This window comes from Rothia terrae (genome assembly GCF_012396615.1).
Lineage (GTDB): Bacteria > Actinomycetota > Actinomycetes > Actinomycetales > Micrococcaceae > Rothia > Rothia terrae.
In genome coordinates, this window is sequence record NZ_JAAXPV010000029.1 from 1 (window position 1) to 18,962 (window position 18,962).

The 18,962-nt window shown below is 60.6% G+C and carries 20 protein-coding genes and 1 pseudogene; 10 read left to right on the forward strand and 11 right to left on the reverse strand.

The window, feature by feature from the left end; translation table 11 throughout:
- The first annotated feature begins 406 nt into the window (after positions 1-406).
- Both HF984_RS11020 and HF984_RS11025 read left to right on the forward strand, forming a co-directional pair.
- A complete protein-coding gene (locus tag HF984_RS11020; RefSeq protein WP_168615705.1) occupies positions 407-796 on the forward strand; it encodes a hypothetical protein in 390 nt (129 codons plus the stop codon).
- Positions 797-1,350: 554 nt separating this feature from the next.
- Positions 1,351-1,818, forward strand: a pseudogene (locus tag HF984_RS11025) (IS6 family transposase); the annotation flags it as partial.
- Between the two features lie 420 nt (positions 1,819-2,238).
- On the opposite strand, the gene HF984_RS11040 reads toward HF984_RS11025, so the two are convergent.
- Both HF984_RS11040 and HF984_RS11045 read right to left on the reverse strand, forming a co-directional pair.
- Positions 2,239-3,786, reverse strand: a complete 1,548-nt coding sequence (locus HF984_RS11040; RefSeq protein ID WP_168615706.1) for a multicopper oxidase family protein — start codon at positions 3,784-3,786, stop codon at positions 2,239-2,241.
- A gap of 71 nt (positions 3,787-3,857) precedes the next feature.
- Complete coding sequence (locus HF984_RS11045; protein WP_168615707.1) at positions 3,858-4,433, reverse strand: CueP family metal-binding protein; 576 nt, start codon at positions 4,431-4,433, stop codon at positions 3,858-3,860.
- Positions 4,434-4,837: 404 nt separating this feature from the next.
- Between HF984_RS11045 and HF984_RS11050 the strand changes: the two genes are divergently transcribed.
- The 5 genes from HF984_RS11050 to HF984_RS11070 all read left to right on the forward strand — a co-directional run bounded on the left by HF984_RS11050 (position 4,838) and on the right by HF984_RS11070 (position 10,134).
- Positions 4,838-5,560: a response regulator transcription factor gene (locus tag HF984_RS11050; protein WP_210729721.1), complete on the forward strand. Its 723-nt coding sequence runs from the start codon at positions 4,838-4,840 to the stop codon at positions 5,558-5,560.
- On the forward strand, positions 5,557-6,684 hold the full coding sequence (locus HF984_RS11055; RefSeq protein ID WP_168615709.1) for a sensor histidine kinase: 1,128 nt from the start codon (positions 5,557-5,559) through the stop codon (positions 6,682-6,684). The genes HF984_RS11050 and HF984_RS11055 overlap by 4 nt, the downstream gene beginning before the upstream one ends.
- A 114-nt stretch (positions 6,685-6,798) precedes the next feature.
- The gene (locus HF984_RS11060) at positions 6,799-7,125 is read left to right on the forward strand and encodes a heavy-metal-associated domain-containing protein (RefSeq protein WP_168615710.1); all 327 of its coding nucleotides are present in this window, start codon (positions 6,799-6,801) and stop codon (positions 7,123-7,125) included.
- A gap of 249 nt (positions 7,126-7,374) precedes the next feature.
- The gene (locus tag HF984_RS11065) at positions 7,375-9,399 is read left to right on the forward strand and encodes a copper-translocating P-type ATPase (protein WP_210729724.1); all 2,025 of its coding nucleotides are present in this window, start codon (positions 7,375-7,377) and stop codon (positions 9,397-9,399) included.
- A gap of 48 nt (positions 9,400-9,447) precedes the next feature.
- Entirely contained in the window at positions 9,448-10,134 is a 687-nt protein-coding gene (locus HF984_RS11070; protein ID WP_168615712.1) for a DUF305 domain-containing protein, read from the forward strand.
- 530 nt (positions 10,135-10,664) lie between these two features.
- Here the strand turns inward: HF984_RS11070 and HF984_RS11390 are convergent.
- From HF984_RS11390 to HF984_RS11090, 3 genes are all read right to left on the reverse strand, one after another.
- Positions 10,665-11,426: a YfbU family protein gene (locus HF984_RS11390; RefSeq protein WP_210729725.1), complete on the reverse strand. Its 762-nt coding sequence runs from the start codon at positions 11,424-11,426 to the stop codon at positions 10,665-10,667.
- 758 nt (positions 11,427-12,184) lie between these two features.
- Positions 12,185-13,180, reverse strand: coding sequence for an ArsO family NAD(P)H-dependent flavin-containing monooxygenase (locus HF984_RS11085; RefSeq protein ID WP_343947448.1), 996 nt, complete (start codon positions 13,178-13,180; stop codon positions 12,185-12,187).
- Between the two features lie 33 nt (positions 13,181-13,213).
- Positions 13,214-13,561 carry an ArsR/SmtB family transcription factor gene (locus HF984_RS11090; protein WP_168615714.1) on the reverse strand — a complete coding sequence of 116 codons (348 nt, stop codon included), beginning with the start codon at positions 13,559-13,561 and terminating at the stop codon, positions 13,214-13,216.
- An 86-nt stretch (positions 13,562-13,647) separates the two neighbouring features.
- Here HF984_RS11090 and arsB point away from each other — a divergent pair, with 86 nt between their 5' ends.
- Both arsB and HF984_RS11100 read left to right on the forward strand, forming a co-directional pair.
- Positions 13,648-14,766, forward strand: a complete 1,119-nt coding sequence (gene arsB, locus HF984_RS11095; protein WP_168615715.1) for an ACR3 family arsenite efflux transporter — start codon at positions 13,648-13,650, stop codon at positions 14,764-14,766.
- Positions 14,763-15,182, forward strand: coding sequence for an arsenate-mycothiol transferase ArsC (locus HF984_RS11100; protein ID WP_168615716.1), 420 nt, complete (start codon positions 14,763-14,765; stop codon positions 15,180-15,182). Before arsB ends, HF984_RS11100 begins: the two co-directional genes overlap by 4 nt.
- 124 nt (positions 15,183-15,306) lie before the next feature.
- Here HF984_RS11100 and HF984_RS11790 read toward each other — a convergent pair whose 3' ends face one another.
- From HF984_RS11790 to HF984_RS11110, 3 genes are all read right to left on the reverse strand, one after another.
- Positions 15,307-15,435, reverse strand: coding sequence for a hypothetical protein (locus HF984_RS11790; RefSeq protein WP_003849984.1), 129 nt, complete (start codon positions 15,433-15,435; stop codon positions 15,307-15,309).
- 30 nt (positions 15,436-15,465) lie between these two features.
- Entirely contained in the window at positions 15,466-16,218 is a 753-nt protein-coding gene (locus HF984_RS11105) for a permease (protein ID WP_343947447.1), read from the reverse strand.
- Between the two features lie 122 nt (positions 16,219-16,340).
- Entirely contained in the window at positions 16,341-16,730 is a 390-nt protein-coding gene (locus HF984_RS11110) for a metalloregulator ArsR/SmtB family transcription factor (RefSeq protein WP_168615717.1), read from the reverse strand.
- 184 nt (positions 16,731-16,914) lie between these two features.
- Between HF984_RS11110 and HF984_RS11115 the strand changes: the two genes are divergently transcribed.
- Complete coding sequence (locus HF984_RS11115) at positions 16,915-17,196, forward strand: recombinase family protein (protein ID WP_247596624.1); 282 nt, start codon at positions 16,915-16,917, stop codon at positions 17,194-17,196.
- Positions 17,197-17,330: 134 nt separating this feature from the next.
- Here HF984_RS11115 and HF984_RS11120 read toward each other — a convergent pair whose 3' ends face one another.
- From HF984_RS11120 to HF984_RS11130, 3 genes are all read right to left on the reverse strand, one after another.
- Entirely contained in the window at positions 17,331-17,927 is a 597-nt protein-coding gene (locus HF984_RS11120; RefSeq protein WP_168615718.1) for a cadmium resistance transporter, read from the reverse strand.
- Entirely contained in the window at positions 17,928-18,287 is a 360-nt protein-coding gene (cmtR, locus tag HF984_RS11125; RefSeq protein ID WP_023024707.1) for a Cd(II)/Pb(II)-sensing metalloregulatory transcriptional regulator CmtR, read from the reverse strand.
- Between the two features lie 243 nt (positions 18,288-18,530).
- Positions 18,531-18,731 carry a hypothetical protein gene (locus HF984_RS11130; protein ID WP_168615719.1) on the reverse strand — a complete coding sequence of 67 codons (201 nt, stop codon included), beginning with the start codon at positions 18,729-18,731 and terminating at the stop codon, positions 18,531-18,533.
- Positions 18,732-18,962 lie beyond the last annotated feature (231 nt).

Genomic DNA, 18,962 nt, shown 5'->3' on the forward strand with positions numbered 1-18,962 from the left:
TTGCAACGGTTCTTCCGGTATGGCTTGAGGTTATTTGTAGAGATTTAACGCTCATATTTTTGCCGCTGGTGGGGCCGTTGTCTAGTTGGTGGGTGTGGGATTTGCTCTTACTTTTGAATAAGCCTCAAAGGTAGAAAATAACTGTTATTTCAGTTGAGTTACTTTCTGAGTAGAACGCCCTAGGTAGGCAACTACCCCTGAGGAGCCGACCCATCGTTCTGCTTAACATCCTTCCAATACAGTAAAAGAGGGGAGTTCCTATCCCGCCTGGCAAGAACTCCTCTCTTTTACTGTTCTTCTCAAGAGTCTGCTCAAGTAGTAAAGAGTTGGTGCTACTCCTGGGCTAGCTACCAGATAAAAGGATAACTTCCGAGGTTTTATCTATTACTTGAGAGAACGATGCAGGATGGTTAGCAGGTCGCGAAGTAAAGAACCGTGGGCGGTCAAGGAAGTTCTCAAAGTTATCGCATCCCTTGCGATTCTTGCTGGTGTCTTATTCATGCTCAGCTACCCAGCCCTTGCCTACTACAACTCCACCCACTACACCATGCGCTCATGCACCACAGACCATGCCAACTACTATGAACAACGCACCGTAGCAACCTCGAAAAACTTAGCCATCCATACCACTGACTGCAGCACCCTTGAATATAACGCCCGAGTATCGGGTGAAGAACTTCAAAATCTCGAAACAAAAATCAACGGTCATCGTGGTCAACAACTGGACTTTGGGTTCGGTAAGTTTCAGTTCTGGTCAGGCCCGAAGATGGTTTACACCGTCGAAGGCATCGAATAGGGTCGCTGATTCCTACTCAGGACGCTGGTGGTTGCTATCTGAGTTATTTTAGAACAGGTCGCCAGCTTCCTTTTTCATAGTGAGAGTACGGATCCGACAAGTGTCATTACAAGATATGACCTCATCCCGGTGTCTGCGCTCTCGAACGCGTAGGAAAACTACTGTCTAATTCACCTACCGCAAAGTAGGCCGAATTCTTCTTGGCATTGCCGCTAATGCTCTTTTAGGCTTCCTGTAGTGCCACCGTAGTGGTTTGAACACTGATTTCAGGAGGGTTTTCAGCTTCTACTGATAAGAACCATGAGGCTTCCATTGAATAGGGGAGTTATCGGTGACTTTGGAACCATGGGTTGTGTCTAGGGTGTGTGAGGGGTGGAGTCCAACCTGACCACAGACGAGCCAGCCCAACATTTTTAAGGTGCGACGGGCCGGGTAGAGTTTGAGACCCCGTGGCGTCGGGGTCTCTTCGTTTTGGTGCTGGTCGGTGGTGACCAGTGTACTGTCTTCATTCCCCCTGGGGGTGTTGTTGATGCGGGGGCGTCTTGTGTGCTTTTTTCTTAGGGGTCGGCGGCAGGTGGTGCTACCTCTATCGGGCGAGCACCGCCGGTGGCCAGACCCTGGACTTTTACCTCTCTCCGAAGCGGAACGTGGTCGCAGCGAAGCGTTTCCTGGCCAAGGCCCTCAGACCCAATGCGTCAGCCGGGTATCCCAGAGTGATCAACACCGATAAAGCACCCTCCCTAGCCAAGGCGATCGCCGAGTTGAAGTCAGAGGGAATCTGCCCGCCAACAGTGGAACACCGGCAGGTGAAATACCTCAACAATATCCTGGAAGGCGACCATGGTCGGCTGAAGCGGATCCTCGGGCCGAAAGGCGCGTTTAAGAACCGGACATCTGCATATCGGACGTTGAAAGGGATGGAGGCGATGCACTCATTGCGGAAAGGTCAAGGCACGATGTTTGCCTACGGGCAACCGAACCCGGACGCGGTGATCGTCAACCGGGTCTTCGAGACGGCCTGAGAACGCCCACACGCAGCGGCGATCAGGGAATGAGAAACTGAGTCTTCACTGCTCTCCGCCCAACTTTGCAACAGCACCGACGCACGGGGAAGCGAACGAGATCAGACCTGCAGCTGCCGCAGCCAGGATGCCGATCATCAGTGACCCGGTGGCCGCGGCGTCGGCGAACTGCTAGCCGATCGCCAACTGCGCCATCACATCAACGGTCATGATGCTGGTGCCTCCTCGGCCAGCGGCAGGGCGACATCAAGGATGTCATCGGCGATGACCTCCCTCAGGAACACCGCGGCCGGGCGGTGGGGAAGAAGACGGTGTTCTGGTTGTCCCGGAAGACCACAACACCGAGGAAGGTCATCATGCTGCCCGATGGGTGGTCTGCAGCGACTCTGCCCACCTCGGCACTCAACCCTACTGTGGGGGTTACTTGTAGCGAAGCGAGCTGAACATCCCGGTTTCCATGTGATAGGCGTTATGGCAGTGAAATGCCCACTCACCGGGGTTCTCAGCGATCAGGTCGGCGATCATGGTTTCACCCCCGCGGAGAAGGACGGTGTCCTTGCGTAGCCCGCCGCTGCCGGGCAGCGCCCACGTGTGGCCGTGGATGTGCATGGGATGGGGCATCATGGTCCTGTTGCGCATGACCATCCGCAGGCGCTGGCCCTCCTGCACGGTCGCGGGGGAGGATTGGCCGTCGGTGAGAATGCTCCATTCATACGGCATCATCTGCCCGCCCAGGTCGATGCTGACTTCTCGGTCTGGTGTGCCCTCGGGCAGGAGTGCACGGTCTGCTGGCTTCAGGGAGGACAGAAGCAGTCCGGTGGACGACAACTCGGGGAAGTCGACATCGGGGCGAGGGGCCTGGCCGCCGGCAGTGCGGATGACGGCGAAGGCGCGGTCGTCCTTACCCACCGCCAAAGCCGTGAGCGGGAAGACGCCGTCGCCGAGGATGACCTCGACGTCGACACGCTCGCCCATGGACAGGTAGATCGATTCGGTCTCCCAGGGCTGGACAGGGAAGCCGTCGGTGTGGGTGACGGTCATGCGGTGACCACCGAGGGCCACCTTGAAGATGGTGTCACCGCCGGAGTTGATAAACCGCAGGCGGGCCTTGTCGCCCGGGCGAGCCTCGAAGGTCCGGTGAGCACGGGGGATACGTCCGTTGATGAGGTAGTACGGATACATCACATCGCCGGCATCCCCGCCCAGTACGCGGTCCGGGGTGCCGTGGTCTCCCATTTCCATCCCCCCGTTATGGTCTCCCATTTCCATCCCCCCGTTATGGTCTCCCATTTCCATCCCCCCGTTATGGTCTCCCATTTCCATCCCCCCGTTATGGTCGCCCGAACCCATTCCGGTGAGCTTGTCGAGCTCATCGTCGGGAGTGCCCTGAATGCCATCGACCCAGTCGTCGAGCACGATGGTCCACTCGACGTCCTGGTCCTCAGCGTCTTGCGGGTCACGGATAATCAGTGGGGCGTGGAGGCCGCGATCAAGCTGCAGGCCGGTGTGGGAATGGTAGAAGTAGGTGCCACCGTGGGGGACTTCAAAAACATAGGAGAAAGACTCGCCAGGTTCAATGGGGTCCTGGGTCATGCCGGGCACACCGTCGGCTGCGTTGTGGAGTGCGATGCCATGCCAGTGGATAGAGGTGCTCTCAGGCAGTTCATTGGTGATATCGACCTGGAGGACGTCGCCAGCGGTGGCCTCAATGGCCGCATCCCCGGTGTCAGAGACGTATCCCCACGTCTTGGCTTCGATGCCGCCGATATCCAGGGAGAGGGGCCGGGCGGTCAGTGTCCGGCGCACCGTCGGCTCACCGAGCGCAGTGGGGGTGGGAGTGGGGCGAAGGGAGGAACCTGATGCCGAGGCAGCGGGTCCAGGGTTGCTGGTGCAGGCGGTCAGGGCCCCGGTGCCGGCGAGGACGAGCCCGCCGAGCAGAAACTGTCGTCGGGAAGACGCGTTTGTCATGATTTAACCTTTCTTGGTGCAAGATTTCAGTGATACGGGAGACAGGCGCAGGTGAGGACTCTGCTGAGCCATCACGTCAGGCGCAGGTCTGTGACACAGGTTGCACCGTCGTCGGTGGTGGAAAACTCCGTGGTGCCGGTACGCCCCTGGTAGCTGACCTCAATCAGGCCGGTGGTATCATCAGGAAGCCAGAAGCCAATAAACCCATTGTCGAAGGTGGTTGTCGCCTCGTCCACCAGCACCTCACCGGTCGCCTCATCGGTGATCGTGACCTGGATATCCTCATTGTCGAGTTCCCCCAGGCAGGTCGTGAGGCTGTGGTAGAAGCAGTCGTGGGTGGAGGTGAGATAGGGTGCGATCGAGACATACGTCTGATTGTCGGGAAGATCGACCACGACTTCCTGGTCATCGCTCGAGAGCAGCAGTTCATCGGCACGCACTGAGGCGATCAGATCCGTGGGACGCTCAGTGACCTTCTGCCGGTCGAGGTGATCAATGATCTCCACCGCGTCCATGGCGGCCAGGCCATGGGTAGTCAGGAATGTATCCTGGGACACCGTCCCGTCGGCGGTGGGTTCCGGGTCGGCGGCCGAACACCCCGTGAGGGCGAGGGCAAGGGCGGCGGCTGCGATCGCTGCTCGTTTCACGTCAATCTCCTTGGATCGTGGTAAGACCGTGAGAAGACACCGCCTCAAGGTCGATGCCATACCTTATATCTAACACGGGTGCCTGACGGACTAGAAATCAAAAACCCTGCTCACATCACTATGACAGGGCGAAAAGGGGTGAATTCGGTGAGCTGGGTCACCACTGGGTCACCACCCCACAGCCGTGGGCGATGTCCTTCTACCCGCCCCGGGTATGCGGTGCAGGCAGTGAAATCCCTGGTGGCGCCTGCTGAACCGACCAGTGGAGGCGATGCCGCCGGCCCGGGGTGGGGCACAGGGGTGACGGCGGTCGAAGGGTGATGTTTGAAGATTTGATGAAGATTTCCCCGCCGGGCACTGAGCGAGGGTGGTATTCCCCCCTGGTCGGAGCGATACTGGGGTCTATGGCTGACTACACACCGACCACTGCCACGCCCCCGGGGCGGGTGCTGGTCGTCGATGATGAACAACCCCTGGCTCAGATGGTGGCCTCCTACCTCATCCGGGCCGGCTTCGATACCCGCCAGGCGCACACCGGCACCCAGGCCTTGGACGAGGCCCGTCACTTTTCCCCCGATGTTGTGGTGCTGGATCTGGGGCTACCCGAACTCGACGGCCTGGAGGTGTGCCGACGGATCCGCACCTTCTCGGACTGCTACATCCTCATGCTCACCGCGCGTGGCAGCGAGGACGACAAGATCAGCGGTTTGACCCTGGGGGCGGATGACTACATCACCAAACCTTTTAGCATCCGGGAACTGGTGACCCGGGTGCATGCGGTGCTACGCCGCCCGCGCACCAGCACCACCCCACCGCAGGTGACCACCCCCTTGAACGTTGGTGACCTCATCCTTGACCCCGTCGCCCATCAGGTGCGGGTGGGGGAGACGACCGTAGAGCTCACCCGCACGGAGTTCGAGCTGCTGCTTGCCCTGGCTCTGCGCCCCGGCCAGGTGCTGACCCGCCACGACCTGGTCACCGAGGTCTGGGACACCACCTGGGTCGGTGATGAACGCATCGTCGATGTCCACATCGGTAACTTGCGTCGCAAGCTCGGCACCGACACCCGGGGCCGGGGGTTTATCGACACCGTGCGTGGCGTGGGCTACCGGGTGAGGCAGTCATGAATCACGGACCCGGCCTGACCTTCCGCTTCCTGGCCGCCCAGGTGTTGGTCGTGGTGATTAGCCTGCTGGTGGCCGCGGCCGTGGCCACGATGGTGGGCCCGACCCTGTTCCATGAGCATATGTTGATGACCGGCCAGGAGGACCCCTCGCTGGAGCTGTTCCATGCCGAGCAGGCCTACCGGGACGCCAACCTGATCACCCTGGCCGTCGCCCTGCCCACCGCCTTGATCAGCGCCCTGCTGGCCAGCCTGTGGTTATCGCGTCGCCTGCGCACCCCCCTGCAGGATCTCACCCGCGCCGCTACCAGCCTGACGGCCGGCAACTACCGTATCCGCGTGCCCGCCGGAGAAGCAGGCCCCGAGGTCACCACTCTGGCGCATGCCTTCAACACCATGGCCGACCGGCTGGAACACACCGAACAGGTCCGCCGCCAGATGCTCTCTGATCTGGCCCACGAAATGGGCACCCCCTTATCGGTGCTCACGGTCTACCTCGATGGTCTCCAGGACGGGGTTGTGGACTGGAATAATGCCACCCACACGATCATGGCTGACCAACTCGCCCGCCTGACCCGGTTGATGGAAGACATCGACGATGTCTCCCGGGCCCAGGAACACCGGATCGATTTGGACCTGGCGGAGGAAGGGCTCGGGGATCTGCTCCATACCGCCGCTGCTGTCGCGGGGGAAGCTTATGCTGACAAAGGCGTCGATTTACAGGTCGAGACCATTACGGACACCGCCCGGGTGCTCGTGGACCGGCAACGCTTCGGCCAGGTGATGAGCAATCTCCTGTCGAACGCGCTACGGCACACCCCGGCCGGCGGGCAGGTCCGAATCAGCGTCCACCGACAGGGGGCGTCCACCGCGCTCATCCACGTTGCCGATGACGGCGAGGGCATCCCACCTGGCCAGCTCGGACACATCTTCGAACGCTTCTACCGGGGGGATGCCGCCCGCAGCCGGGACAACGGCGGGGCCGGTATCGGTCTGACCATCTCCAAAGCATTGATCGAGGCCCACGGCGGCACTCTCACCGCCACCTCCCCCGGACCCGGTCGCGGAGCGGTGTTTACCCTCCGCCTCCCGCTGTCCCCTCCCGACAGTGAGGAGGCTGCTCGGTGACCGCACCCTGCCCCGCGTGAGGGCCGTGCCCTCCACCCCTTCCAAATATACCCCCCTGGGGTATATGCTAGAGAGTAGCATCGTCGCATCCCACCGACCCGTAGGAGCTTTCCCATGATCACCTCCCCGCCCCGCCTCTTGCCGATGGCCTCCCACAGCTGCAGCTGTTGCGGACCTGCCTCACGTACCGACACCGCCTCCATCCCTGCCGCCAGCGGCTCGTCAGCAGGAGGGTCCTCCCCTAGCTACCAGGTCACCGGCCTGAGTTGCGGGCACTGCGCGAAAAGCGTGACCCAGGCCCTTCAGGCCCTCCCCCAGGTCGACGACGTCCAGGTTGATCTCGCTGCTGGTGGTGTTTCCACCGTCACGGTCACCGGTGTCGTACCTCCGGAGATGGTTCGTCGGGCTATCGAGGAGGCCGGCTACACCGTCTTATCCTGATCAGTTTTACCCATCATCTCGACCCCGACCGGGTTGAGCGAAAGGAACGTCATGAGCACTCCCCACCATTCCGGTGATCACCCCGCTCCGGAAACAGACCACACCCAACACCCGGATCATGCCAGTCACGAACACCACGCAGATGCCGACACCCACGGCCAGGCGATGCCCCACGATCACCCGCACTCCGACCTGGACGACGACCACCACGTTCATGGTCACGGCGAACACGCCGGACACAGCACCGCAATGTTTCGGGACCGCTTCTGGTGGTCGCTGATTCTGTCCATTCCCGTCGTTATTTTCAGCCCCATGGTCGCCCACCTGCTCGGCTACCACCTCCCGGCATTCCCCGGATCCACCTGGATCCCCCCGGTGCTGGGCACGATTATCTTCGTCTACGGCGGAACGCCTTTCCTCAAGGGCGGATGGACGGAACTGAAATCCCGCCAACCCGGGATGATGCTCCTGATCGCCATGGCCATCACCGTGGCGTTTGTCGCCTCCTGGGTCACCACTCTGGGGCTGGGCGGTTTTGAGTTGGACTTCTGGTGGGAGCTGGCCCTGCTGGTGACCATCATGCTGCTGGGCCACTGGCTGGAGATGTCCGCTCTCGGGGCCGCGTCCTCCGCGCTTGACGCGCTGGCTGCCCTGCTGCCGGATGAGGCCGAGAAAGTCATCGACGGGACCACCCGCACCGTGGCCATCTCCGAGCTGGTCGTCGACGACGTCGTGCTGGTGAGGGCCGGTGCCCGGGTGCCGGCCGACGGAATCATCCTCGACGGAGCCGCCGAATTCGATGAGGCAATGATCACCGGTGAATCCCGTCCCGTCTTCCGTGACACCGGTGACAAGGTGGTCGCCGGTACCGTGGCCACCGACAACACCGTCCGCATCCGGGTGGAGGCTACCGGCGGGGACACCGCCCTGGCCGGGATCCAACGCATGGTTGCTGACGCCCAGGAGTCCTCCTCCCGGGCCCAGGCCCTGGCGGATCGGGCGGCGGCGTTGTTGTTCTGGTTCGCGCTGATCTCTGCTCTGATCACCGCGGTGGTGTGGACCATTATCGGCAGCCCGGACGATGCCGTGGTGCGCACGGTCACGGTGCTGGTCATCGCCTGCCCGCACGCCCTGGGCCTGGCGATTCCGCTGGTCATTGCGATCTCCAGCGAGCGGGCCGCGAAATCCGGGGTGCTCATCAAGGACCGGATGACGCTCGAGCGGATGCGCACCATCGACGTGGTGCTCTTCGACAAAACCGGCACCCTGACCGAGGGTGCGCACGCGGTCACCGGTGTCGCAGCAGCTGTCGGCGTCACCGAGGGCGAGCTGCTGGCCCTGGCCGCCGCCGCGGAGGCCGACAGCGAGCATCCCGTGGCCCGCGCCATCGTGGCGGCCGCGGCCGCCCATCCCGAGGCCTCCCGTCGGCAAATCCGTGCAACTGGTTTCAGCGCCGCCTCCGGCCGGGGGGTCCGGGCCACTGTCGATGGCGCTGAGATCCTCGTGGGCGGGCCGAACATGCTGCGCGAGTTCAACCTCACCACCCCGGCCGAGCTCACCGACACCACCAGCGCCTGGACCGGGCGTGGGGCCGGTGTGCTCCATATTGTCCGCGACGGTCAGATCATCGGTGCGGTGGCCGTCGAGGACAAGATCCGCCCCGAATCCCGCGCCGCCGTGAAAGCTCTGCAGGACCGCGGGGTGAAGGTCGCGATGATCACCGGCGACGCGCAGCAGGTGGCCCACGCCGTCGGTCAGGACCTAGGCATTGATGAGGTCTTCGCCGAGGTCCTGCCCCAGGACAAAGACACCAAGGTCACGCAGCTGCAGGACCGGGGTTTGAGCGTGGCCATGGTCGGTGACGGTGTCAATGACGCCCCCGCTCTGACCCGCGCGGAGGTCGGTATCGCCATCGGTGCCGGCACGGATGTGGCCATGGAATCTGCCGGAGTGGTCCTAGCCAGTGACGATCCCCGGGCAGTGTTGTCGATGATTGAGCTTTCGCAGGCCAGCTACCGCAAGATGATCCAGAACCTCATCTGGGCGTCCGGTTACAACATCGTGGCCGTGCCGTTGGCCGCCGGCGTGCTCGCCTCGATCGGGTTCGTGCTGTCCCCGGCCGTGGGCGCGATCTTGATGTCTGCCTCGACCATCGTGGTGGCCCTGAACGCCCAGCTGTTACGCCGCATTGATCTGGATCCGGCTCACCTGGCTCCGACCGAGTCGAAAGAGGAACACGCCACGCCTACTCCGGCATCCACCGCCGTCCACTGATCCACCACTTCTCTCCACTGCCCCCATATGACCCTGAAAGGCTCCACCATGAAGCGCACCCTTGTTCTTTCCACTCTCGCCGTGGCCTCCACCCTGGCGCTGGCCGCCTGCGGTGAGGCCACCGAGTCAGGCAACACCGACGCCACCACCTCGGCCACCAGCACTGCGACGACTACCCCTGAGACGACCGAGGCCACCACGGCGACGACTGAGGCGGACGGGGAGATCTCCGCCGATCACAACGACGCGGACATCATGTTTGCCCAGATGATGATCCCCCATCACCAGCAGGCCGTGGAGATGAGTGAGACGCTCCTGGCCAAGGAGGGTATCCCCGCCCAGGTCGTGGAGTTTGCCCAGGGGGTTATTGACGCCCAGGGACCGGAGATTGATCGGATGAACGCCATGCTCGAGGCCTGGGGCCAGCAGCCGGTCACCGACTCTGGGGGCATGGGGACCATGGACGAGATGGGTGGAATGGATCACGGCGAGATGGGTGGAATGAGCGGGATGATGAGCCAGGAGGACATGACAGCCCTTGAGGAAGCCCAGGGCACCGAGGCTGCCCGCCTCTACCTGGAGCAGATGACCGCCCACCACGAAGGTGCGGTCGACATGGCCCGTGACGAGGTTGCTGACGGCCAGAATCCCCATGCGATCACCCTGGCCGAACAAGTTATCAACGACCAGGAGGCCGAGATCGCCCAGATGCAGCAGATGCTCACTGACCTATGACAGGTGCCCGTCTTTTTCTGATCCCGAGGACAGGAATCTGAAAAAGAGGGATAACCGTGACGATTGCCACCTGCTGCGGGCGATGGGTCGTTGTCACCGCAGCGGGTGCACCGGGGTGGATGTTTCTTCTCCCTCCAGCTCGTCTCTTCGCCTTGCGAATGCTCTTTTTGCTTCATCGCTAAAGTTTATTCGGTCGTTGTCAAACCACCGTTCGCCGTATCTGCTGGCTAGAGCGGCGTGGATGCAGTTTCGGAGGAGCACTTCGAGATGCTCGATGTCAGCGAGATAGGTCTTTGTGAGGTGAGTATTCCAAAGGTAGAGAGCTTCTGGTTCTGGATGGTCGACGTACCGGCTCATTCGTGCAGATGAAAACCACTGAGATAGCGGTGCCGGGGCTGGTTTTGGTGTATTCATTACGGATCTGTGTTAGTCTTTATCCTGAAAGCCCCGGAACGATCCCTGCACTACGAAAGTAGGAGTAAATCGCCGGGGTTATTGATGTTTTCGGGCAATTAATTGCTTGTGCGTCCCTAGGTTCGGCTGCGGGTTTCATCACGCCGTGCGCCTGGGGCGGCGAGCAGGATTTTTTGCAGATCGTGAGCGCTGAGATGAGAGCGCCCGCCTCCGCGTACTGCTTCGCGCCATATTGGTTTGAAGGCTCCGAGCATAGCCTGATAGGTCGGAAGCATCTGGCTGTGGGAGTTCGTTCCTTCTTTTACGAGTTCTTCTTGCTCAGTCCACCGGCCGCTCTTAACTAGGTATTCTATGTAGCCAGCCATCTGACTTTCGCGTTCACGTTGGTAGTCGAAACCTTGGAATTTGCCGAACCATTCGGCGTTCTCAACGCCGATAGTATCCCACCCGTTTTCGCCGAGTGCCTCAACGCTGAAGTGAATTACCCTAAACATGTCGAGGATGTCCCAGACCAACTCACAATCGTACGCATCGAGAGCTTCAGTGGAACTAGGAAATAGTTGGGGGTATTCCCCCTCATAACCACGCTCGAACACTTCAATAGCGCGTTCGTGCCACTTTGAGTCATAGGATTCTTTAGGAAGTTGCCCCTGGGCAGCTAGAAGGGCCTGATGCTGAAGGATCAGACTGGCCCGCTCGTAGGCGGAGAGGGCGATGCTCTTTTCGCCGGGCTGGCGATCATACTTCGAATCAACCCGCTTGACGTGTACCTCTATGGCTTGGCGCATGTAGTCACTTTGGGATTGTCCATTTGCTTCTGCTGCTTCGGCAATGAGAGTTCGGAGCTCATCGGGAACACGGAGAGTAATTGTCTGCATAAGCCTAACTTTACCCAGGAATATTACTTGAATACAAGTACGCACACTGCGAATACATGAAACCATCTGCCTAGGTCTTCTTATGTATCGAATGGGTACACCTCAAAAGAAGAGTTTTAGAATTACTGTCAGAGTCAGAAGGCGTTGGCACAGATGGACCCCAGTGACCAGGGTTGTGACGACGGCTTCGGAACACCATCCGGTCAGTACTCGTGTGCACTAGGCTGAAAATGTCAGAACTCCCGGGCACAAGGAGACAGGGACGGACAGCAGCCACACGGACATTGCTGCGACATCACACCTGACTATGCCTGAAGCTGAGTGGGAACAGGCCTGAGCACAGGAACGGGTAATCGCTAGGTTGGCTGAGCACGAGAAAGTCGGGGTAAGCACTGCTGATGCGGTCGCCGAAGAGCTGGGATGTCCCGGCGATAGATATACCGACTTCTTACACGCCACCGCGAGGGTTCAGGGGTAGTAACTGATCTGCTCGCGGATTTTCCCGCGCGGTGCGCAGCTTGTCCCCGCTGAGCAGTGGTGGCCGCCTTCCCGTGCGGCCACGAGCCCAGGCAGCCTCCAGACCGGTGTATCTCCGCTCCCGGATCAGATCACATTCAAACTCCGCCGGGCAGGAAGATGTGGAACACTCCTCGGCCTCCGAAGGATGAGGTGCCGGTGTTTCCTGCAGCGATCGAAACTCCACTCCTCTCGTTGTGCTGACGACAGAATGTCCCTCGGGATTACCGGCCAGGCGGAGATTATTTGACGGTCATGCCGAATGAGCCCGCGATGGCCCGCGCGGTCTGCTTGGCGTAGGGGCCTACCCCGGTGAGCGTGGCGGATCCGGGGCCGGTCCAGTCGCCGTAACCGACCAGGTGCAGGCCCGGGTATTTCGGGGTCGTGCCGTCCAGGAGCCGGCGCACCGGTCCGAGGGACGGCCGAAACCCGGTACACCAGATCAGATGATCGGCCCGTACTTCGTTGAGGGAGCTAAACATCGGCGTCGCCGCCAACCATCCGGCGTCGCGGGCAGCGCGCACCTGAGGCAGCACGACAATGTCGCCGAGCTCCGAGTCGGCCCCCGGATCGGTCTCGCCACGCTGGACGGCCAGGGCGCGTTGCCGGTTCCGGCGAAACAGCACCCGTCCGTCGAACTCATCGGGCATCCACCGGGGTGGATGGCGGGTATACCAGGTGACTTCGGCGACACTGGTGAGTTCGGCGGCGATTTGCGCGGCGGAGTTCGCTGCCCCCACCACCGCCACGGACGACCCCCGGAAGGGGCCTACCCCGGGATAGTTCGCCGAATGCCACTGCGTGCCGGTAAACAATCCCGGGTAGGCCGGAACGAAGGGAGTAGACCAGGTACCGGTGGCGGCTACGACATGGGGAGCCGTCCACGACCGATCACCGGCGTGGAGGCGGTAGCCTCCAGCCACCCGCTCGACGCGGTCCACGTGCACGGGGCGCTCGACGGGGATCCGGTAGCGCTGCTCATAGTCGGCAAGGTAGTCGATGACATGGTCCGATGGTGGGAATCCCTCGTAGGCTGGCATGGGCTTGCCCGGCAGGCTGGAAAACTCCGCGGTGGAAAACAACGTCATCGACGGCCACACATGCCGCCACGCCCCACCGGCACCCTCCTGATCGTCGAGGACCAGGGTGTCCACGCCTGCTCGCAGCAGGTAGTAGGCGGTGGACAGGCCCGCCTGGCCACCGCCCATAATGATCGCCTCGAAGTGTTTGCTGGTCACGTGTGTGATCGTCTCCTTCTCGTCGGTGGTGGGTCAGTCCATCTGCAACACGGTGCGCAGCTCCGCGAACAGCTCCGGGCGCACCTGATGGGTCACCGTCCGGCCGACCCGGACCTTGTCCAATAGCCCGGCCTCGGTCAACCGCTTCAGGTGGTGCGATACGGTTGGCTGGCTCAACCCCGACATCTCTGTCAGCTCCCCGACGCTGGCCGGGCCGCAGCCTTCGGCCGCTAATTGCGATAGCAAACGCAGGCGGGCGGGATCGGCCAACACCTTGAACAACGTGGCGTAGCGCTCGGCCTCACCACTGGTCAAGGGGCCAGCACCCAGTGAGCAACAGTCGGACAAGTCCGCCAGCGGGAGAGCCTGCGAGAGTGTCATACCAACCATCCTATATTGACAACCATCGATATGAAGTCTACTTTTTGTATTGATGCTTGTCAATACTGTGAAAGGCTCGTATGAATATGAATGTTGATAACCGGCCACGCATGAAGATTTTGGACCGCTTCCTGCCGGTCTGGATTATTCTCGCCATGGCCGCTGGCCTACTCATCGGCCGGGTGGTCCCCGGTATCGGTGACGCCCTGGGCGCTTTAGAGGTCGGTGGGATTTCCCTGCCGATAGCGCTTGGCCTCCTGGTGATGATGTATCCGCCACTGGCGAAGGTTCGCTACGACAAGGCCGTCGAGATCGCCGCCGATAAACGCCTGATGACCGTGTCCTTAGTGCTCAACTGGCTAGTCGGTCCGGCTTTCATGTTCGCCTTGGCCTGGATCTTCCTGCCGGATCAGGCGGAACTGCGCACCGGATTGATCATCGTCGGCCTGGCTCGGTGTATTGCGATGGTGCTCGTCTGGAGTGATCTGTCATGTGGTGACCGGGAGGCCACGGCCGTGCTGGTGGCGATTAACTCGGTGTTCCAAGTCATCATGCTCAGCGTACTCGGCTGGTTCTACCTCCAGGTCCTGCCAGCCTGGCTGGGCCTGGAGACTACCTCGGCGGAATTTTCCTTCTGGTCGATCGTGGTTTCCGTGCTCGTATTCCTCGGCATCCCGCTGGCCGCCGGCATGGCCTCCCGAATCATCGGTGAAAAAACCAAGGGCCGTGCCTGGTACGAAAACACCTACCTGCCGAAGATCTCCCCGCTGGCACTGATCGGCCTGCTCTATACCATCGTGCTGCTGTTTTCCCTGCAGGGCGAGCAGATTACCTCCCAGCCGTGGACCGTGGCCCGCGTGGCTGTGCCGCTGCTGGCCTACTTCGTCGGCATGTTCGCCATCGCACTGATTGCGACGAAGGCGTCGGGAATGAATTACGCTCAGTCGGCGTCGGTGTCGTTTACGGCCGCGGGCAATAACTTCGAGCTGGCCATCGCCGTGGCCATCGGCACCTTCGGGGCGACCTCCGCACAGGCGCTGGCCGGTACGATCGGCCCGTTGATCGAGATCCCGGTGCTTGTCGGCCTGGTCTACACCATGCGGTGGCTGGGACCGAAACTCTTCCCCCAGGATCCGACCCTACCCGTATCCTCGACACTGTCCTCGCAGACTGCTGTATCCGAGAAGGAGAACTACACCTCATGAGCACCCACCCAACAGTCCTGTTCGTCTGCGTCGGCAACGGCGGAAAGTCCCAGATGGCCGCAGCCCTAGCCGCTAAGCACGCTGGTGACCGGATCGAGATCCACTCCGCCGGCACGACACCCGGCACGAAGCTCAACCCCCAGTCCGTCGAGGTCATCGCCGAGGCCGGTGCCGACATGTCCGCAGGCCACCCTAAGGGTGTAGATCCACAGCTGTTGCGCGAGGTTGACCGCGTGATCGTCCTGGGAGGTGATGCCCAGCTGGAGCTTCCCGACGACGCCCACGGAACGTGCGAACGGTGGGTGACCGACGAGCCGTCCAGGAGGGGGATAGAGGGGATCGAGCGCATGCGTCTGGTCCGTGACGACATCGACACGCGTGTACGCCGGCTCGTTGCCGAGCTGCTCGAGAACTGACCACCCCACCTCGCACCATCAACGACCCCGCGCGAACTCGCGCGGGGTCGTTGATGCCTGAACTGATCATCAGCGTCGTCGGCCTGAAACCGGACATGCTGGTAGATACCAGGAGCGTGGCAGGTTAGGACTGAGCCTGCGGATGCTCCTCCTCCTGGTCACTGGTGGTGTCGGTGTCGTCGTCGGCGACGATCTCGACACTGCAGCAATCGGAGTTCGTATTCTTCTTGTGAAACAGGTCTTTGAAGCCCATGAGGGTCTCCTTTCGTTAGAGGTACGTGATTTAGAGGATGATCGTCATCGCGTAGCCGGCCAGCATGGCCGCCAGCAGAATGGTGATCACGAAGGTGGCCAACAGTTTCGGCTTGAACACTGCCGCCAACATCGAGATTTCCGGTGGCGAGGCCCCGGACCCGCCGATCATCATCGCGAAGATCGGGCCGATGGCCACCCCGGCACCCGATAAAGCCAGGGCGACCGGCAGCATCGTCTCCAGTCGGACATACAGCGGGATACCGATCGCCGCAGCCAGTGGAATCAGCCACCAGACGTTTCCACCGGCCATAAATCTCAGGCCGTCTTCGGGCACAACCCCGTAGATGAATGCACCGATGGCCACGCCGATGATCATCGGAAGGAGCATGGGGCGAAGATCGTCCCATGCCTGACGGATCGCTGCCGGGGTTTCTTGTTTGGTTCCACGCCACGGGGTCCCGTCCAGCTGGCGCCCGCCCTTGACCTTGACCTTGCGCAGCTGGTCTTCCATGCCCAGCGCGGTCCAGACCCAGGGTGCTCCCAGCGACAGCAGCACCATGATCACCGCGTAGCTGATCGCGACCTGCCAGGTAAGGGTCAGCCAGATCCCGCCGACGATAACCGGGTTGAGCAGCGGCGAAGCGATCAGGTAGGTCACGGTGGTACGAAAGGCCACCCCGGCTTTGAGCATGCTGACAAACATCGGGATCGTCGAACAGGAACAAAACGGAGTGATCGCCCCCCAACGCCAGTCCCTTGACCTGACCGGGAACCGCTCCACCAGCCATCCAGCTCTGCAACCGCTCCGGGCCGAAGCGCCGGTTGATCAACGCGACCGCATAGGAGATCACCAGAAACAGCAGGAGCAGTTCGACCAGGAGGGTAGCGAACGTGCCGAGCGCGCTAATCAGCATCAACGACCTCGTTTCTCAGGGAGGTGTCCGTGCAGCAGGCGCGTTGTCCCTCCGGCGTCAACGTCGCCAGGTGCGCCAGCCAGCGCACCGGATTAGCCAGCTGAGCACAACACACCGAATTCAGCGTGGCACGACCCCTCGGCTCCGAGTCCACCAGTCCGGCCTTGCGCAGGGCAGCCAGATGATGGCTAACCAACGCCTGACTCATCCCGGTGGCCTCATGGAGCTGGCGGTTGGTCATCGACGTCTCTGCCAAGGTGAGCAGGATCGTCAACCGGTTTTCATCCGACAGCGCGGCCAGTGTGGGTACGAGTAACTGGGCCCGCTCGGCGGGGCTGAGATCCGACGCGGGGATGGATAAGGAAATCTCTGTAAGCACACTCCGATATTAACAAGCGAGTACTTGTATTTCAAGCAATAGTTTGGACATCGGGAAAGAGGGTCCTTCCGGCCTTTCCCGAGCGTCTCACTTTCAAGGAAGTGGGACACCATCAATGACAATTGAAAATACACAGTCCCAGGAGGAGCATGTCCCACAAGTCATGCCACAGCCATGTCCCATAATGTCCGCTACAGAATGGACTTCCGGCACTATTCTGGTTATGGATACTGGCTACGCCCGGGTGTCGACCGCGAAACAGGACCTTGACCGACAGATCGACGCTCTGCGCCAGGAAGGTATTGCCAGCAAATACATTTACGTTGATAAGAAATCCGGATCCACCACCAACCGCCCCGGACTGCACAAGGCACTGGATCAGGCCCGTGAAGGCGATATCATTGTCGTCCACACGCTCGACCGGTCAGATGCTCCTCAAACTGTAGCAGCGTGTACACCCCAATAGGGCAGTTTTAGAATTTCTGTCGCGCTAGCGTGGTCGAGTCCCTGCGGCAGCGGCTTTTCACAACTTCATGGGCGGTTCAGTTGATGCCGGTGAGGAAACCTAGAGAGGCCCTAGGAGCACGGGGGATGAGTTTATTAAAGGCCGAAGGCGCCGCCGCTGACGAGGATGAAGATACCCAGGCCGATTAAAACGATCGGGAACAGCACATGCTCCCAGCGTTCGAGAAACTCCGCGATGGGTGGACGGGTGGCCACGAACTTCGCCAACAGGACCAGGCCCGCCACCAGAATCAGAAAGACGACGCAGTAGATGATAACGGTGGCGGTATCCACGTTGAGAAAAACCGGGACATAGACGCCGATATTGTCGCCACCGTTGGCAAAGGTCACCCCGGCGACGGTCAAGACGCTTACGTTCTTTCCGCTGACTTTCGCGTCATCGTCGTCGTCATCGTCTCCCCGCCAGGCTTGCCAGGCCGCCCACAGTCCCAGGGCCAGGGGGATTAGCCCGAAGTAGGGGATCGCCTCGGTGGGCAAGAAGGCATCCGCCCCTAGGGTGACCAGAATCGTGGCTGCGAGGATGCCCGCGAAACCAAGGTACTGCCCGGCCAGGATCCGAAGTGTGGTCCCTGCTTGGCCGGCCCCACGGGCGAAGAACAGCGAGAGCACGATGATGTCGTCGATATTGGTGGCGATAAACAGACCAACCGCCCCCAGGAGACCAGTTACCACTTACCTGTTCCCCTCTCCGGTGGCGCACCCGGGCACGTCACATGCCGAATCAATACACGGGGCATTCTCGTCGGCAGCCAGAGTGGTATCCAGCAGTGAGTTCAACGCCTGGACAAGATGGGCGTCAACGATCTCGTAGCGGGTCTTCCGCCCCTGCGGTTCGGCGACCACAATTCCGCAGTCCCGTAGGCAAGTGAGGTGGTTCGACACATTTGACCGCGTCAGTTCCAACTCCCGGGCGAGAGCGGCCGGGTAGGCCGGGCCGCCCAGCAGGGTCAGGAGAATACGGGATCGGGTGGGATCGGCCATCGCTCGACCCAATCGGTTCATCACGTCCAAGCGCGAAGCAATAGTCAGCATACACTGAACTATACAGCAGCTGCTGAACTGTTGCAACGAGGGTCGAACGTCGGCTTGACGGTGATGCGTGGCAAACCAGCGCCCTTCGGTACTGCCTGTGTCGAAATCGTTGGTTTGTTAGACGACTCCGTCATTTTGTTGGAAAATATGATTCGACAGCTTGAAGAACAGTAGGCAAAGCATAAAGCGCTGGTGTCACTCTGCGATGAAGATTGGCACCAGCGCTTAATGACAACCCACCTTTTACCGGTTAAAAACATCCGGTGTTTGCTGGGCTTGTTTATCTACACGAATCATAAATTTGGCTGATTCTGCTTCGGAGAGGGGTTCCACCAAAAAAACCTTACGGCGCTGATAATGAATGTTTTCCATCCACTCCACGACACGCGCTACTTGATGAACATATCCACCGCATGTAGAAATAATCAATCCATTTTCTTCCACTAGACGGTCCCGAATTTCATCATCGCACTTCCAGAATCCGCTGTAATACAAAACCTTCTCACTCGGGAATCTAAAACCTTTTTCACAGGCGATACGGTTCTAAGTATGAGGCTTATTCAAAAGTAGGAACACACCCACACCCCACCAACTAGACAACGGCCCCACCAGCGGCAAAAATAAGAGGATTAAATCACTACAAATAACCTCAAGCCATACCGGAAGAACCGTTGC

Bases quoted from the DNA above. Each gene is read 5' to 3' on its own strand.
- HF984_RS11020 (WP_168615705.1), top strand. From the start codon at position 407: ATGGTTAGCAGGTCGCGAAGTAAAGAACCGTGGGCGGTCAAGGAAGTT.
- HF984_RS11055 (WP_168615709.1), top strand. From the start codon at position 5,557: ATGAATCACGGACCCGGCCTGACCTTCCGCTTCCTGGCCGCCCAGGTG.
- HF984_RS11390 (WP_210729725.1), bottom strand. From the start codon at position 11,426: ATGCAGACAATTACTCTCCGTGTTCCCGATGAGCTCCGAACTCTCATT.
- HF984_RS11060 (WP_168615710.1), top strand. From the start codon at position 6,799: ATGATCACCTCCCCGCCCCGCCTCTTGCCGATGGCCTCCCACAGCTGC.
- HF984_RS11090 (WP_168615714.1), bottom strand. From the start codon at position 13,561: ATGACACTCTCGCAGGCTCTCCCGCTGGCGGACTTGTCCGACTGTTGC.
- HF984_RS11115 (WP_247596624.1), top strand. From the start codon at position 16,915: ATGTCCGCTACAGAATGGACTTCCGGCACTATTCTGGTTATGGATACT.
- HF984_RS11790 (WP_003849984.1), bottom strand. From the start codon at position 15,435: ATGGGCTTCAAAGACCTGTTTCACAAGAAGAATACGAACTCCGATTGC.
- HF984_RS11040 (WP_168615706.1), bottom strand. From the start codon at position 3,786: ATGACAAACGCGTCTTCCCGACGACAGTTTCTGCTCGGCGGGCTCGTC.
- HF984_RS11050 (WP_210729721.1), top strand. From the start codon at position 4,838: ATGGCTGACTACACACCGACCACTGCCACGCCCCCGGGGCGGGTGCTG.
- HF984_RS11100 (WP_168615716.1), top strand. From the start codon at position 14,763: ATGAGCACCCACCCAACAGTCCTGTTCGTCTGCGTCGGCAACGGCGGA.
- arsB (WP_168615715.1), top strand. From the start codon at position 13,648: ATGAATGTTGATAACCGGCCACGCATGAAGATTTTGGACCGCTTCCTG.
- HF984_RS11065 (WP_210729724.1), top strand. From the start codon at position 7,375: ATGTTTCGGGACCGCTTCTGGTGGTCGCTGATTCTGTCCATTCCCGTC.
- HF984_RS11070 (WP_168615712.1), top strand. From the start codon at position 9,448: ATGAAGCGCACCCTTGTTCTTTCCACTCTCGCCGTGGCCTCCACCCTG.
- cmtR (WP_023024707.1), bottom strand. From the start codon at position 18,287: ATGCTGACTATTGCTTCGCGCTTGGACGTGATGAACCGATTGGGTCGA.